Source organism: Microbispora rosea (genome assembly GCF_900156315.1).
GTDB lineage: Bacteria > Actinomycetota > Actinomycetes > Streptosporangiales > Streptosporangiaceae > Microbispora > Microbispora rosea.
This window is the reverse complement of sequence record NZ_FTNI01000002.1, coordinates 144,944-159,026: the sequence shown is the minus strand read 5'-3', so window position 1 is coordinate 159,026 and position 14,083 is coordinate 144,944. Positions and strand designations below refer to the sequence as shown.

The 14,083-nt window shown below is 70.8% G+C and carries 12 protein-coding genes; 3 read left to right on the top strand and 9 right to left on the bottom strand.

The features are described 5' to 3' along the window. Positions 1-58: 58 nt before the first annotated feature. Positions 59-664, top strand: a complete 606-nt coding sequence (locus BXA11_RS03435; RefSeq protein WP_076432652.1) for a TetR/AcrR family transcriptional regulator — start codon at positions 59-61, stop codon at positions 662-664. Positions 665-679: 15 nt separating this feature from the next. On the opposite strand, the gene BXA11_RS03430 is transcribed toward BXA11_RS03435, so the two are convergent. The 3 genes from BXA11_RS03430 to BXA11_RS03420 all read right to left on the bottom strand — a co-directional run bounded on the left by BXA11_RS03430 (position 680) and on the right by BXA11_RS03420 (position 4,249). Continuing rightward, a complete protein-coding gene (locus BXA11_RS03430; protein WP_239104749.1) occupies positions 680-1,642 on the bottom strand; it encodes a YihY/virulence factor BrkB family protein in 963 nt (320 codons plus the stop codon). Between the two features lie 127 nt (positions 1,643-1,769). Then, positions 1,770-2,783, bottom strand: a complete 1,014-nt coding sequence (gene trpS, locus BXA11_RS03425; protein ID WP_030508456.1) for a tryptophan--tRNA ligase — start codon at positions 2,781-2,783, stop codon at positions 1,770-1,772. Between the two features lie 146 nt (positions 2,784-2,929). Then, positions 2,930-4,249 (bottom strand): hemolysin family protein, encoded by a 1,320-nt coding sequence (locus BXA11_RS03420; RefSeq protein WP_076432648.1) that lies wholly within the window; start codon positions 4,247-4,249, stop codon positions 2,930-2,932. A 158-nt stretch (positions 4,250-4,407) separates the two neighbouring features. Here BXA11_RS03420 and galE point away from each other — a divergent pair, with 158 nt between their 5' ends. Beyond that, positions 4,408-5,358 (top strand): UDP-glucose 4-epimerase GalE, encoded by a 951-nt coding sequence (gene galE, locus BXA11_RS03415; protein WP_076432646.1) that lies wholly within the window; start codon positions 4,408-4,410, stop codon positions 5,356-5,358. 135 nt (positions 5,359-5,493) lie between these two features. Here galE and BXA11_RS03410 read toward each other — a convergent pair whose 3' ends face one another. Together BXA11_RS03410 and BXA11_RS03405 are read right to left on the bottom strand one after the other, a co-directional pair. Beyond that, positions 5,494-6,240 carry a CARDB domain-containing protein gene (locus BXA11_RS03410; RefSeq protein ID WP_076432644.1) on the bottom strand — a complete coding sequence of 249 codons (747 nt, stop codon included), beginning with the start codon at positions 6,238-6,240 and terminating at the stop codon, positions 5,494-5,496. 213 nt (positions 6,241-6,453) lie between these two features. After that, positions 6,454-7,881, bottom strand: a complete 1,428-nt coding sequence (locus tag BXA11_RS03405; protein ID WP_239104750.1) for an MDR family MFS transporter — start codon at positions 7,879-7,881, stop codon at positions 6,454-6,456. A gap of 56 nt (positions 7,882-7,937) precedes the next feature. On the opposite strand from BXA11_RS03405, the gene BXA11_RS03400 reads away from it, so the two are divergent. Then, entirely contained in the window at positions 7,938-8,474 is a 537-nt protein-coding gene (locus BXA11_RS03400) for a PadR family transcriptional regulator (RefSeq protein WP_076432641.1), read from the top strand. Positions 8,475-8,550: 76 nt separating this feature from the next. Here the strand turns inward: BXA11_RS03400 and BXA11_RS03395 are convergent, their stop codons facing one another. From BXA11_RS03395 to BXA11_RS03380, 4 genes are all read right to left on the bottom strand, one after another. Further along, entirely contained in the window at positions 8,551-10,920 is a 2,370-nt protein-coding gene (locus BXA11_RS03395) for a serine/threonine-protein kinase (RefSeq protein WP_143734060.1), read from the bottom strand. 313 nt (positions 10,921-11,233) lie between these two features. Further along, positions 11,234-12,451 carry an NADP-dependent isocitrate dehydrogenase gene (locus BXA11_RS03390; RefSeq protein ID WP_030508449.1) on the bottom strand — a complete coding sequence of 406 codons (1,218 nt, stop codon included), beginning with the start codon at positions 12,449-12,451 and terminating at the stop codon, positions 11,234-11,236. Positions 12,452-12,558: 107 nt separating this feature from the next. Further along, positions 12,559-12,843, bottom strand: a complete 285-nt coding sequence (locus tag BXA11_RS03385) for a DUF3017 domain-containing protein (protein ID WP_030508448.1) — start codon at positions 12,841-12,843, stop codon at positions 12,559-12,561. 45 nt (positions 12,844-12,888) lie between these two features. Beyond that, a complete protein-coding gene (locus tag BXA11_RS03380) occupies positions 12,889-14,010 on the bottom strand; it encodes a citrate/2-methylcitrate synthase (RefSeq protein ID WP_076432635.1) in 1,122 nt (373 codons plus the stop codon). Between the last annotated feature and the right edge of the window lie 73 nt (positions 14,011-14,083).

The window sequence follows — 14,083 nt, the reverse complement described above, 5'->3', positions numbered from 1 at the left end:
CGCTCCGAATCCTTGTCAAGACGGATCGTCTCGTCTCGTTTTTGGTAGGTTCGGCGGCATGACGGCACAGCACGGCACGGCTCCCGGCACGAAGCGCCGCAGCGAGACCTCACGGCGGGCCATCCTCACCGCGGCGTTCGAGCTCGTCGGCGAGGTCGGCTACGCGAAGCTGAGCATCGAGGGGATCGCCGCCCGGGCCGGGGTCGGCAAGCAGACCATCTACCGCTGGTGGCCCTCCAAGGGGGCGGTGCTATTCGACGCGTTCCTCATGCTCTCCGAGGGGGAGGACGAGTCGGCGGCCCTGCCCGACACCGGCGACCTGGAAGCCGACCTCAAGGCGGTCCTGCGCGCGACGGTCGCCGAGCTGAACGACCCGCGATACGACGAGCCGATGCGCGCGCTCAACACGGAGATCCTGCACGACCCCGCGCTCGCCGCCGCGTACGCGGAACGGCTCGACGGGCCGATGAAGGAGCTGAAGAGGCAGCGGCTGCGCAGCGCGCAGCGGGCCGGGCAGCTGTCCGGCGACCTGGACCTCGACGTCGCGATCGAGATGCTGTGGGGACCGCTGCTCAACCGATGGCTCCAGCGCAGCGGCCCGCTCACCCCCGAGTACGCCGACACGGTCGTGGAGACCGCGCTCCACGGATTGCGCCCCCGGTAGGGGCGCATCGGTAGGTCAGGCGGGGCCGGTCGTGGGCGTGATCGCGGGCGACGGCAGCGGGGTGGGCTCGGGCGGCGGGCCGAGCGTGGCCGTCGCCGTCCACGCGGCGGCGTAGAGGATCACCCGGGCCGACAGGTTGATCCACAGCAGCAGCCCCACGACCACCGCGAACGTGCCGTACACCGGGTTGCGCAGGGTGAAGGACAGGATCAGCGCCGCGAGCTGCTTCAGCACCCCGAAGCCGACCGCGCCCAGCAGCGCGCCCTTGAGCACGACGAGGAACGGCTGCGACGGCTTGGCCAGCCAGCCGAGGATGACCAGGAAGAGCAGCAGGTCGGCGACGAGGCTCGCGGCGATCCCGGCGAGCCATACCCCGAAGCCGGCCAGCGGCGAGGAGCCCAGGCCGAGCCATCCGGCGACCGTGGTCGTGGCCCCGGTGGCGAACCCGCTCGCGATCACCGAGACCAGCATGGCGAGGCCCATCAGCACGAGCGCGACGAGGTCGCGGAGCTTGCCGACGAAGTAGTTGAGCGGCGGCGCGCAGGTCATCCAGACGGTGCGCAGGGCCTCGCGCAGGGCGTTCATCGCGCCGAGCCCGGCGTACAGGAGGCCGAGCAGACCGATGACCCCGGCCCGGGCCCGGGCGCCGGCGAGCTGGTCGATGTGGAGCTGCCCGGCGAGCCCGGGAAGCTGGCTGTTGATCGCCTCGGTGAGCGTGGCGAGCGCGTCCGGGCGGATCGTCACGACATACCCGAACAGGGCGAACGCCAGCGCGATCAGCGGGAAGAACGACAGGAACGCGAAGTAGGTGATGGCGCCGGCCAGCCGGTCCCCCGTCTGCACCTGGTAGCGCTGCACGGTCCGGATGAGGTGGTCGAACCAGGGAAAGCGGATCCGGTCACGCTCGATCCGCATCCGGCCCCACGCCCTGACCTCGTCGACCCGCCGCGTGACCTGGCCGACCATCGCCATTCCCATCGGCATTGTGTACCCGGAGGAGGCGTCTCGATGCGTGCGGCGACCGCGGCCCGGGGCGGGGCCGCGGCCTCAGGCGTGGTCTCAGGCGTGGTCTCAGGCGTGGTCTCGGACGCGGCTCAGGCGTGGCTCAGTCGAAGTGCGGCGTGGGAAGCAGGCCGAGGCGCTCGCGGACCTGCTCCATCGTCTCGCGGGCCACCGCGCGGGCCTTGGCGGCGCCCGCGACCAGCAACCGGTCGAGCTCGGCCTCGTCGGCCAGCAGCTTCTCCGTACGCTCCCGGATCGGGGAGAACGTCTCGATGACGGCCTCGGCGACCTCCTTCTTGAAGGCGCCGTATCCCTGCCCGGCGAACCGCGTCTCCAGCTCCGGGATCGGCGTGCCGGTCAGCGCGGACAGGATCCGCAGCAGGTTGGTGACGCCCGGCTTGTTCTCCTCGTCGGCGACGACCTCGCTGCCGGTGTCGGTCACCGCGCGCATGACCTTCTTGCGCAGGACGTTCGGCTCTTCCAGCACGTCGAGGATGCCCTGCGGGCTCGACGACGACTTGGACATCTTGGCTATCGGGTCCTGGAGGTCGGTGATCTTCTCGACCTCCTTGAGGATGTAGGGGCTCGGCACCTTGAACGTCTGGCCGTAGCGGCTGTTGAAGCGCTGCGCGAGGTCGCGGCTGAGCTCCAGGTGCTGCTTCTGGTCCACCCCGACCGGCACCTGGTCGGCCTGGTAGATCAGGATGTCGGCCGCCTGGAGGATCGGGTAGGTGAACAGGCCCACGCTGGCCGAGCTCTCGCCGTACCGCGCGGACTTGTCCTTGAACTGCGTCATCCGCCCGGCCTCGCCCATGCCGGTCTGGCAGATCAGATACCAGGCGAGCTCGCTGTGCTCGCGCACGTGGCTCTGCGCGAAGACCGCGGCGCGCTCCGGGTCGAGCCCCGCGCCGAACAGCTGGGCGGCGGCGATCCTGGTGCGCCGGCGCAGCTCCTCGGGCTTGGGCGCGACGGTCAGCGCATGCAGGTCGGCGATGAAGAAGAAGGCCTCATGGGTGTCCTGCAGCGCGACGTACTGACGGATGGCGCCGAGGTAGTTGCCCAGGTGGAACGAGTCGGCGGTGGGCTGGATACCGGACAGGACGCGAGCAAGAGCCATACCGCAATTCTGTCAGGAGTCGCGGGCTGCCCGCGACAGACGCGGCCATGGCGCGGGCGCCGTCCCCGCCGGGAGACGCCTCCATCTGGCGCGGCCGTGGGAAGCGCCGCACCGGCCCCGCATCGGTCCCCCGCACCGCCCGTCGCTCAGCCGGTCGCCGCGGGCGCCGCGTCTTCGGGAGGAGTGCGGGTGACGCGGACGCGGGAGACGCGGCGACCGTCCATCTCCGTCACGGTCAGCTTCACGCCCGGCGCCTCGGCGATCTCGCCGCGCTGGGGCAGGTGGCCGAGGAAGGCCATGACGTATCCGCCCAGCGTCTCGTACGGCCCGGTGGGCAGCCGCACACCCGTCTGGGTGTGGAACTCGTCCAGGTTGACCAGCCCCTCGACCTCCACGTCTCCGGCGATCACGCGTACGGCGTCGCCGCTCTCGTCGTACTCGTCACGGATGTCGCCCACGAGCTCCTCGACGAGATCCTCCAGTGTCACGATGCCGTCGGTGCCGCCGTACTCGTCCACCACGATGGCGAGGTGGTGGCCCTCGTCGCGCATCTCCGCGAGCGTCGCCAGGACCCGCTTGCTCGCGGGCACGAGCTTGACCGGGCGGATCGGCACGACCTCGCTGATCGGGTCCAGCCGCCCGGTGCGCACCGGGTCGAGCAGGTCCCGCACGTGGACGAACCCGATGACGTCGTCGTAGGTGTCGCGGTAGACGGGGAACCGGGAGTGCGGCATGGCCGCGGCGAGCACGGCGGCCTCGGCGAGCGGGGTGTCCGCCGCCATGAACTCGACCTCCGTGCGAGGCAGCATGACCTCCCTGAGCTGCCGCTTGCCCGCCGCGAACACCTCGGCGATCACGTCGCGCTCGTCCTGGGTGAGCTCCGAGTGGCCCACCACCATGTCGCGCAGCTCCTCGGTGGTCATGGCCGCCCTGTCGGCGGACGGGTTGCCGCCGAGTAGCCGTACGACGCCGTTGGTCGACTTGGACAGCAGCCAGATCACCGGCCTCGACAGCGTGGCGATCCGGTCGAGCAGCGGGGCGGTCACGAGCGACAGGCTCTCCGCCCGCTGCCGGCCGAGCCGCTTGGGCGCCAGCTCGCCGAGCACCAGGGTCACGTACGAGATGGCCAGCGTGACGGCCACGAACGCGACGGGCGCGGCCACGCTCGGCCGCAGGCCCCACTGCTGCAGGACAGGGGCGAACCGCGGGCCCAGCGCGTCCGCGCCGAGCGCGGCCGACAGCACGGTCGCCACGGTCACCCCGACCTGGATGGCGGACAGGAAGCGGTTGGGGTCGCGGGCGAGCTTCTGGACCCGCGCGCCGCGGCGTCCCTCGTCACGGCTCAGGCGGCGGATCTGGCTCTCCCGCAGCGAGACCATCGCCATCTCGGCCGCGGCGAAGAATCCGCCGATCACGATGAATATCAGGACCAGGGCGATGGTCACCGCGACGTTGCTCAACGTCATCAGTCCGTTCGGGTGTCAGGCAGGCCAGGCCGGTCGTCGCAATCTCCTGCGGCTTGCTGAGATTGCGGTACTGGTGGCATTTAACCCGCTCCTCCTGGGAACCGCGTAAGCTAGGCCCTGGACGTACATAATCAAACAAGTTTGAACAGGAGCAAACAGTGAAGCTGCTGGTTACTGGTGGAGCCGGGTACATCGGCAGTGTCGTGGCGGCGCAACTCCTGGAGGAGGGGCACGAGGTCACGGTGCTCGACGACCTGTCGACCGGGCACGCCGACGCCGTCCCGCCGGGAGCGGCGTTCGTGCAGGCGTCGATCACCGAGGCGGGCGGCGTGCTGTCCGAAGGGTTCGACGCCGTGCTCCACTTCGCGGCCAAGTCTCTGGTGGGCGAGTCGGTGGAGAAGCCGGGGCTGTACTGGTCGCACAATCTCGGCGGCACGCTCGCGCTGCTCGACGCCATGCGGCAGGCCGGGGTGAACCGGATCGTGTTCTCCTCCACCGCCGCCACGTACGGCGAGCCGGAGCGCACGCCCATCCTGGAGACCGACCCGACCCGCCCGGGCAACCCCTACGGCGCGTCCAAGCTCGCCGTGGACACCGCGCTCACCGCCTTCGCCGGGCTGTACGGCCTGGGCGCGGTCAGCCTGCGCTACTTCAACGTGGCCGGAGCGTACGGCGAGTTCCGCGAGCGGCACACGGTCGAGACCCATCTGATCCCCAACATCCTGAAGGTCGCCCTCGGCGAGCGCGAGTCGGTCAGCGTCTTCGGCACCGACTACCCCACCCCGGACGGCACCTGCGTCCGCGACTACGTCCACGTCGCCGACCTCGCCCGCGCGCACCTGCTCGCCCTGGACGCCTGCACACCCGGCGAGCACCGGATCTACAACCTCGGCAGCGGCACGGGCTTCTCGGTCAAGGAGGTCGTGGACGTCTGCCGCGAGGTGACCGGGCACCCCATCCCGACCACCGTCGCGCCGCGCCGTCCCGGTGATCCGGCCGTGCTGGTGGCGTCGTCGGAGAAGATCCAGCGCGAGCTGGGCTGGAAGCCGGCCCACGCGTCGCTGCGGGACATGGTCGCCGACGCCTGGACCGCCTCGACCCCCGCCTGAACCCGACGCCCGCCTGCACGCAAGGCTGCTTGGCACTCGATGTCCGCCGTCAACGAAGACCGGCCTGAACCCGCTGTTCCGCCGATCTGCGGTGTCCGGGCCGGCCGCCGACCCGGCTGACGGCCCGTCGCCGGGTCAGGCGCGGCGCAGGGCCACCCGTACGCTCGCCTTGTTGTTGGCCGGGCGGCGGTCGCCGTAGCGGCGCGAGTAGACGGTGGCCATCGTCGCCACGGCGTGCGAGGCCCGGGACGGCACCCGGAACACGAGTTCGATCAGCCCCCGCGACCCCGACCTGATCGGCGGCAGCGAGCACCCCACGAACTGGCGGTTCCCCCGGCAGCGCCCGCCTCGTGCGGACAGCAGCCGGGCCTCGCGCGGCTGGAAGAACACGTAGGCGTCCCGCACGACGCGCGGCCCCCGGTTGCGCACCTCGGCGCGTATGGAGAACCAGTGGCCCGGGCGGATGAACCTGGCCGAGGAGCGGAACCGCATCGACAGGTCGGCCCCCTCGTCGACCCGGGTCACCGCCTCGGCCGTGTTGTCGGCCTCGTCCTTGTCGAGCACCTCGGACGTCAGGTCGGCCCGCGCCCGCAGCGGGCCGTGCGCGCCCGGCGCGATCACTCCGGTGATCGTCATGTCGCCCGAGCCGCCGGGCAGGACATCGTCGGACGAGTGGCAGACGACCCGGTTGCGCGCCTTGCCGGGCTCGCACTCGGCCACGCCCACGTTGACGATCCTGAAGTCCTTCGGCAGCGCGACCCGCAGCGTCGGCAGCACGGCGTCCCCCGGGCCCTTGTTGTGCACGGTGACGTGGTAGGTCAACGGCTGCCCCGGCTGCGCCACCTTCGGTGAGGCGGTGATGCCGACCGCGAGGTCGGTCATGCCCCAATGATCCTTGACCGGCGCCGGCCGGGGTGGCTCCCCGGAGAAGGCGAGCGCCGGATGCGGCGCTCCGGCGACGAACACACAGACCAAACCCGTGACGACCCTACGACCCACTGCCGCTCCCCCGAACGCTTGAGATCAATTCAACCGTGTCGGACGGGCCCCGCGCACCGTCCGACACGCCGCTCGGAGCACCGCTGACGTGCCGTCTCACGCCGCGACGAGGTCCTGCTGCGGCGCGGGCCTGTCGAGCCGCACCCCACCCCGCGGCAGCAGGCTGAGCGCGAGGAGGGCGACGACCGCGCCCACGACCCCCAGCCAGGGGATGACGGTCGCGGTCGCGGCGGCGTGGGCGGCGGGCAGGCCGTGCACGGGCGCCTCCCGCGTCACCACGGACGCGTACGCCGTGCCCGCGACGGCCAGCGCGACCGAGCCGCCGATCTGCCGGAAGAACGTCAGGTTCGCACTGGCCGTGCCGATGTACTGGGGCGGCACGGAGGTCTGGATCGCCACGGTGAGGCCGGACAGCATGGGCCCCATGCCGAGCCCGATCAGCGCCATCCACACGACGAGCAGCGGAGTCGAGGTGCCGGCCTCGAGGTTCGCGCACAGCGCCGTGCCCGCGACGAGGAAGACCGGCGCGATCACCAGCCAGGGCTTGTAGCGGCGTGTGCGCGAGATGAGGGCGCCGGTGACCGCGCTGCCCACGACCATCGCCAGCATCAGCGGATAGATGTGCAGCCCGGAGGAGGTCGCGCTGAGGCCGTGCGCCTCCTGGAAGTAGCGCGGCAGGAAGACCACCCCGGCGTACATGCAGAACGCCGTGAAGAACGACGCGACGTTGACCAGCGAGTACGTGCCGTTCGTGAACAGGTGGAGCGGCACGATCGGCTCCGCGGCCCGCCGCTCGACGAGGACGAACACCACGAGCAGCGCGAGCGCGGCGCCGATCGGCCCGGCCACCGGCCCGCTCGTCCAGGTGTGGCCGTCGATCCCCTTCTCGGTCAGGCCGACGAGCAGGGCGCTGATCGCCGCGCTGAACACGGCGATGCCGAGATAGTCGGGCCGTGCCCCACCGTGCCCCGGCCGATACGGCAGCCGCCACACGATGATGGCCACGAGGACGGCGCCGATCGGGACGTTCACGTAGAAGGCCCAGCGCCAGCTCGCGTGGTCGGTGAACAGGCCGCCGAGGAACGGCCCGGCGATGTAGCTCAGCGCCATGACGCCGCCCAGGGCGCCCTGCACCCGTCCGCTGCGCTCCGGCGGGAGCAGGTCGATCACCAGCGCCAGCGACAGCGGCAGCAGCGCGCCCGCGCCGAGCCCCTGCACGCCGCGGAAGGCGATGAGCTGCCCCATGCTCTGCGCCGCCCCGGACAGGATCGAGCCGAGCAGGAACAGCACCACCCCGACCAGCAGAAGCGGCTTTCGCCCGTACGCGTCGGAGAGCCGGCCGTACAGCGGGACCGTGACGGTCGAGGTGAGGAGGTAGGCGGTCACCACCCAGGTGTAGAGGCCGGAGCCGCCCAGCTCGGTGGTGATCCTCGGCAGCGCGGTGCCGACGATCGTCTGGTCGAGCATCGCCAGGAACATGCCGCCGAGCACGGCGAACAGGAGGAGCCCGTTTCTGGATCGCATATGTCGAAGGTGACATGTAGGTGCTGACATGTCAATCCATAGGTATAGTGAGGGGCATGTCCCTGCGCATCGCCCTTCTCGGTCTGCTGACGGCGTACGGCTCGGCGAGCGGCTACGACCTGACCAAAGGGTTCGAGAAGTCGGTGGCCCACGTCTGGCAGGCGGGGCACAGCCAGATCTATCCCGAGCTGGCGAAGATGACCGCCGACGGGCTGGTCACGGTGGAGGCGGAGGGCGCGCGGGGCCGGAAGATCTACTCGATCACGTCGGAGGGCCGCGCGGAGCTGCGCGCCTGGTTGATCGGGCACGACCCCACGGGCCCGGCGCGCAGCGAGGTCGCGCTGCAGGCGTTCCTGCTCCCGCTGCTCGAACACCGCGAGGCGCTCGACGTGCTGGAGCGGCTGAAGACGCACGCGGAACGCAAGCTGGCCGAGCTGGAAGCTCTGTGGGCGGCCAAACACGCCTCTCCCGTCCCGGAGGGCGCGTCCGGGGTCAGGTTCGGCGACCTCGCCCTCGATCTCGGCATCCGGCAGTCCCGCACCACCGTGCAGTGGACGAACGACGCGATCGCTCAGCTCGAACGCCAGGCCTGACCCATCCTGATCCACGCCAGGGACGGGCGGCGGCGTCAGCCGCGGCCGGGCTCAGTGACAGAGCTTGTGACACGGCTCAGTTGCAGGCGAGCTTGGGCGGCGCGTCCCGTTCGGGATCGAAGTCGACGTTGCCGAAGTGCTTGCGCAGCAGGTCACGCATCGTGCCGTCGCCGTACATGCGGCTGATCGCGTCATCCACGGCCCGGCAGGTGCGCACGTCGTTCCTGGGCAGGCCGACGGCGTAGCGCTGGTCGGCCAGCCGCAGGCCGAGCACCGACAGCTTGAGGCTCGCCACCCGGTTGGCGAAGCCGGCGATGATGAGGTCGTCCCCCGGGACGGCGTCCACCTTGCCGTATGTCAGCAGATCCATGCACTCGGCGTAGTTGCCCGCCCGGACCTGCTCGACGTCCACCTTGCCGGCGACGAGCCGGGCGGTGCCGCTCCCGGCGGGCGCGCACATCCGGCGCCCGGCCAGATCTTCCAGCTTCTTGATCCGCGAGCCGGAGAGCACCAGCAGGTCGGTGTGGGCCGTGTAGTACGGCCCGGCGAAGGTGACCGCGTCGTCGCGGTTGTCGTCATAGGAGTAGGTCGCCACGACCATGTCCACGGTGTGATCGGTCAGCGCGCGCACCCGGTCGTTGACGCCGACCCGGCGGAAGGTGATCCCGCTCGCCGGAACCTTCATGCTCCTGGCGATGGACGTCGCCACATCCACGTCGAACCCGCTGAACCCGCTCGCCTGCTCCAGGCCGACCCCCGGCACGTCCCACCGCACGCCGATCGTCAGCCGCTTGGTCCGCTGCGCCTTCTCGTACACCGAGGCGTACGTCGGGCTCGGCCGCGGCGTGACCTCGCCGGTGCTGCCGTCATCGGTCGCGCCGCCGAAGGCGAAGCCGGTCTTGGCGGCGATCAACGCGCCCCCGGCGGCCAGGACGGCGAGCACGGCTGCCAGCGCGCCGACGAGCCCCCTCCCACGACGCCGCGCCCGGCCGGTCGTGTCCGGATCCATCGCAGGCGGCCCGGTTCCAGTCAACGCGGTGGCCTGCAAGCCGCCGTCGCCTGGCGCGGTCCCAACCGACCCGATTCCAGGTAGCCCGGTCCCATGCGAGCCGCCACCGCCCGATCGCATCCCAGCCGGCCCGGCCCCGCCCGGCCCGGGTGTGGCGTCGGATCCCCCCGCCCCGGGCCGTACGGCGCCGTGACCGCCGGGACCCGCACCCTCGCGCGGGACGCCGCCGAATCTGAGGTCGGCGGGGACGGAGGACGACAGGACGGACCGGAACGCCTCGGTCGGCACGTCGTTCTCGGGGTGGCCGTCTGTGCCGGCGCCACTCCCGGCTCCCGTGCCGGTTCCAGCCCCCATGCCGGCTCCGGTCCGCGTACCGGCTCCGGCACCCACGCCGCTCCCGGTCCTCTCGCCCGCTCCGGTCCGCGTGCCGTCCCCGGCCCCCGCACCAGTTCCGGTCCGCATGCCGGATCCGGTCCGCAGGCCGCTCGCGGGCAGCGGACGCGCGCCGCCCGTCGTCAGGGCACGGTGAGGAGCCGTGCGTGCGAGGCGCGTGGCGTCCGGGTCGGCCGCGTGCGCGGCCCCTTCGGACAGCACGACCGCCGACGCGTCGTCCGACACCGCGCGGCCCAGCAGGCGCAGCAGGATCTGGTCGGCCGCCGGGCGCTCGTCCGGCGACTTGCGCAGGCACGCCCGTACCACTCCGCCGAGCGGCTCGGGCAGCATCCCGGTGTCGATGTCGTGGTTGAGGATGCGGTTGAGCACGACCGCGATCGAGTTGCCGCCGAACACGACGTCGCCGGTCGCGGCGTACGCGATCGTGGAGGCCCAGGAGAACACGTCTGCCGGGGGCCCGACCGTGTCACCGGAGATCTGCTCGGGCGCCATGTAAGCGGGTGTGCCGATCGCCCGGCTGGTGATCGTGGCGGTCGAGTCGAGGATGCGGGCGATGCCGAAGTCCACCACCCGCGGGCCGTCCACGGCCAGCAGCACGTTGTCGGGCTTGAAGTCGCGGTGGACGATGCCCGCCTGATGGATCGCGGTGAGCGCGGTGGCCGTACCGACCGCCAGCCGCTCCAGGCCCGAGCCGGTCAGCGGCCCGTTCTCCTCGACGGTCTCACGCAGCGACCGCCCGTCGATGAACTCGCTCGCGATGTAGGGCGTGTCGCCCTCCAGGTCGGCCGCCAGGACCCGGGCGGTGCAGAAGCTCGCCACGCGCTGGGCGGCGCGCAGTTCCCGGGCGAAGCGGGACCTGGCCGTCGTATCGCCGGAGAACTTGACGTGCAGCAGCTTGACCGCGGCACGCTCGCCGGCCTGGTCCTGGCCGAAGTAGACCACGCCCTGCCCGCCCTCGCCGAGACGGCCGGACAGCACGAAGGGACCGAGCCTGGTCGGATCCCCCGGTTGCAACGGCGCGATCTGCGGCATCCCGTTCCCCACGATTCGGCAAAGTACCGGCCCAGCAGAACTTTACGGCCCCGGTGCGACGGTTCCGCGGCTCGATACCGCGCCGTGACGTCAGGAAACCGTGACAAAGCAGCGAGCGGTCCCTACCTCCGAGTGACGGGAAAGGGCCGCCCGGAAGTCTCGGACGGCCCGAGGTGTGATCGCCCGGCAGTCCGGGCCGCCACGCCCTCGCACTCGGCGCGCCGTCTTCCGGGCCCTGCGACGTCTCATGGCCCGCAGACGGGCCGGAAGAGCGGACGGGCCTCTGCCCCGGCGGTGAAACCGCAGGCAGAGACCCCCGTTCCGGCTACAGCGCCATCTTCTTCTTGAGGTTCTCGTCGAGCGCCGCGAGGAAGTCCTGCGTGGTCAGCCACTCGGCGTCGCCGCCGACCAGGAGCGCGAGGTCCTTGGTCATCTGGCCGCCCTCGACGGTCTCGACGCAGACCTGCTCCAGCTTCTCGGCGAAGTCGATGACCTCGGGCTGGTTGTCGAGCTTGCCGCGGTGCTGCAGGCCGCGGGTCCACGCGAAGATCGAGGCGATCGGGTTGGTGGAGGTCGGCTTGCCCTGCTGGTGCTGGCGGTAGTGACGGGTCACCGTGCCGTGCGCGGCCTCGGCCTCGACCGTGCGGCCGTCGGGGGTCATGAGCACGCTGGTCATGAGGCCGAGCGAGCCGAAGCCCTGCGCCACCGTGTCCGACTGGACGTCGCCGTCGTAGTTCTTGCAGGCCCAGACGTACCCGCCCTCCCACTTCAGGGAGGCGGCCACCATGTCGTCGATCAGGCGGTGCTCGTAGGTGATCCCGGCGGCCTCGAAGTCGGCCTTGAACTCGGTCTCGTAGACCTCGGCGAAGATGTCCTTGAACCGGCCGTCGTACGCCTTGAGGATCGTGTTCTTGGTCGACAGGTAGACCGGGTAGCCGCGGTTGAGGCCGTACCGCATGGAGGCGCGGGCGAAGTCGCGGATCGACTCGTCCAGGTTGTACATCGCCAGGGCGACGCCCGAGCCGGGGAAGTCGAAGACGTTGAGCTCGATCGGCTCGCTGCCGTCCTTCGGCGTGAACGTCAGCGTCAGCGTGCCCTCGCCGGGGATCTTCAGGTCGGTGGCGCGGTACTGGTCGCCGAAGGCGTGACGGCCGACGACGATCGGCTTGGTCCAGCCGGGGACGAGCCGCGGGATGTTCGACATGATGATCGGCTCGCGGAAGATGACACCGCCGAGGATGTTGCGGATCGTCCCGTTCGGGGACTTCCACATCTTCTTCAGGCCGAACTCCTCGACGCGGGCCTCGTCCGGCGTGATCGTCGCGCACTTCACGCCCACGCCGTACTGCTTGATGGCGTTGGCGGCGTCGATCGTGACCTGGTCGTCGGTGGCGTCGCGGTGCTCAATGCCGAGGTCGTAGTACTTCAGGTCGACGTCGAGGTAGGGAAGGATCAGCTGGTCCTTGATGAACTGCCAGATGATCCGGGTCATCTCGTCGCCGTCGAGCTCGACGACCGGGCCCGCTACCTTGATCTTGGGCATGCGTGGGGTTCCCCTTCTGAATTAACTGGCCAGCACGTCCTTTTTGAGGCTCACTGGCCGTTGAGGCTATCGGACGGGTGTGGTAAGTCCGCGACGAGGTCGTGTTCCTACGAGTCGTGCAGCCGCAACAGCATGAGCAGCGAGCCGACGAAGAGCGCCGCGCCGAACGCCGCCAGCGTGAGCGCGTCCATCCGTTTGCTGCGGACCGCGAGCGCACCCGCCCGCCGTTCGGAGACCGTCACCCGGACCAGGGATCCGGCGAGAAAGCCACATCCCATGATCGCACCACCCACGGGCACCGACACACCCAGGCCGATCACACCCAGCCCGGCGGCCGCACCCGCCACCACCAGCAGGTACGGCCCCCAGGCCGTACTCTCGCTCGTTCTCACGTCTCTCCCATGCCTGCAACTGCGGTCCCGGCGCGTCCCTCGCTGTCACCGCTCGTCGATGGGCACCCACTTCTGGTCGCGCTCGCCGATGTACTCGCTGTCCGGCCGGATCAGCCGGTTGTCGGCGTGCTGCTCAATCACGTGGGCGGTCCACCCGGACATCCGGCTGACCGAGAACACGGGCGTGAACAGGTCCGTGGGGATGCCGAGGTAGTGGTAGACGGTCGCCGCGTAGAAGTCCACGTTCGGATACAGGTGCTTGTCCGCGAAGACGACCTCCTCCATCTCCCGCGACATCCGGTAGTAGGTGTCGTCGCCCGAGGCCTCGGCCAGCTCCTGCGACATCCGCCGCAGGTGCGTCGCCCGGGGGTCCTCGGTCTTGTAGACGCGGTGTCCGAAGCCCATGATCTTCTCGCCCGCCGCCAGCTTGTCCCGTACGGCCTGTGCGACGCCGCGCGGGTCCAGCGCTTCCAGCGTACGCATGACCTGCTCGTTCGCCCCACCGTGGAGGGGGCCTTTGAGCGTGCCGATGGCGGCGACGATCGCCGAGTGCATGTCGGATAGCGTCGCGGCGCACACGCGGGCGGCGAACGTGGACGCGTTCATCGTGTGGTCGGCGTGCAGCACCAGGCAGGTGTCGAAGATCTCGACCTCGCGCCGCTCGGGACGGCGGCCGGTGATCTGCAGCAGGAAGTTCGCCGCGGTGCTCAGCTCGGGGTCGGGCGCCGGAATGTCCGCTCCCGTCCTGGCCGCGTGGTAGCGGGCGACGAGGATCGGCTGCTGCGCGGTGAGCCTGGCGGCCTTGCGGCGGTTGGCGTCGGCGGAGTTGGAGTCCTTGTCCGGGTCGTCGGCCCCGGCCAGCGAGACCAGGGTGCGCAGCGCCTCCATGGGCGCCTGCCTGCCGGCGATCTCGGCGACGTTGCTCTCGACGAGCGTGCCCAGGGTGCGGCCTTCGGCCAGCTCCGCGCCGTAGTCCGCGAGCTGCCGTCGGGTCGGCAGCGTGCCACGCTGGAGCAGGTGGGCCACCTCTTCGAAGGTGGCGTGGCCGGCCAGGTCGTGGATGTCGTATCCCCGATAGAAGAGACGGCCGGCCTGGCCGTCGATGTCGCTGAGCGCGGTGGACGCGGCGACGACATCGGCGAGGCCTTTGGTGGGCTTGTCCGCCATAAGTGTTTCCTCCGCTTATCTCCGCCCGAAGTCTACCCGTGAGCAGGTAAAGCGCCCCTCAAAGGTCCAGACC

Bases quoted from the DNA above. Each gene is read 5' to 3' on its own strand.
- BXA11_RS03435 (WP_076432652.1), top strand. From the start codon at position 59: ATGACGGCACAGCACGGCACGGCTCCCGGCACGAAGCGCCGCAGCGAG.
- BXA11_RS03430 (WP_239104749.1), bottom strand. From the start codon at position 1,642: ATGGGAATGGCGATGGTCGGCCAGGTCACGCGGCGGGTCGACGAGGTC.
- trpS (WP_030508456.1), bottom strand. From the start codon at position 2,783: ATGGCTCTTGCTCGCGTCCTGTCCGGTATCCAGCCCACCGCCGACTCG.
- BXA11_RS03420 (WP_076432648.1), bottom strand. From the start codon at position 4,249: ATGACGTTGAGCAACGTCGCGGTGACCATCGCCCTGGTCCTGATATTC.
- BXA11_RS03410 (WP_076432644.1), bottom strand. From the start codon at position 6,240: ATGACCGACCTCGCGGTCGGCATCACCGCCTCACCGAAGGTGGCGCAG.
- BXA11_RS03405 (WP_239104750.1), bottom strand. From the start codon at position 7,881: ATGCGATCCAGAAACGGGCTCCTCCTGTTCGCCGTGCTCGGCGGCATG.
- BXA11_RS03400 (WP_076432641.1), top strand. From the start codon at position 7,938: ATGTCCCTGCGCATCGCCCTTCTCGGTCTGCTGACGGCGTACGGCTCG.
- BXA11_RS03390 (WP_030508449.1), bottom strand. From the start codon at position 12,451: ATGCCCAAGATCAAGGTAGCGGGCCCGGTCGTCGAGCTCGACGGCGAC.
- BXA11_RS03380 (WP_076432635.1), bottom strand. From the start codon at position 14,010: ATGGCGGACAAGCCCACCAAAGGCCTCGCCGATGTCGTCGCCGCGTCC.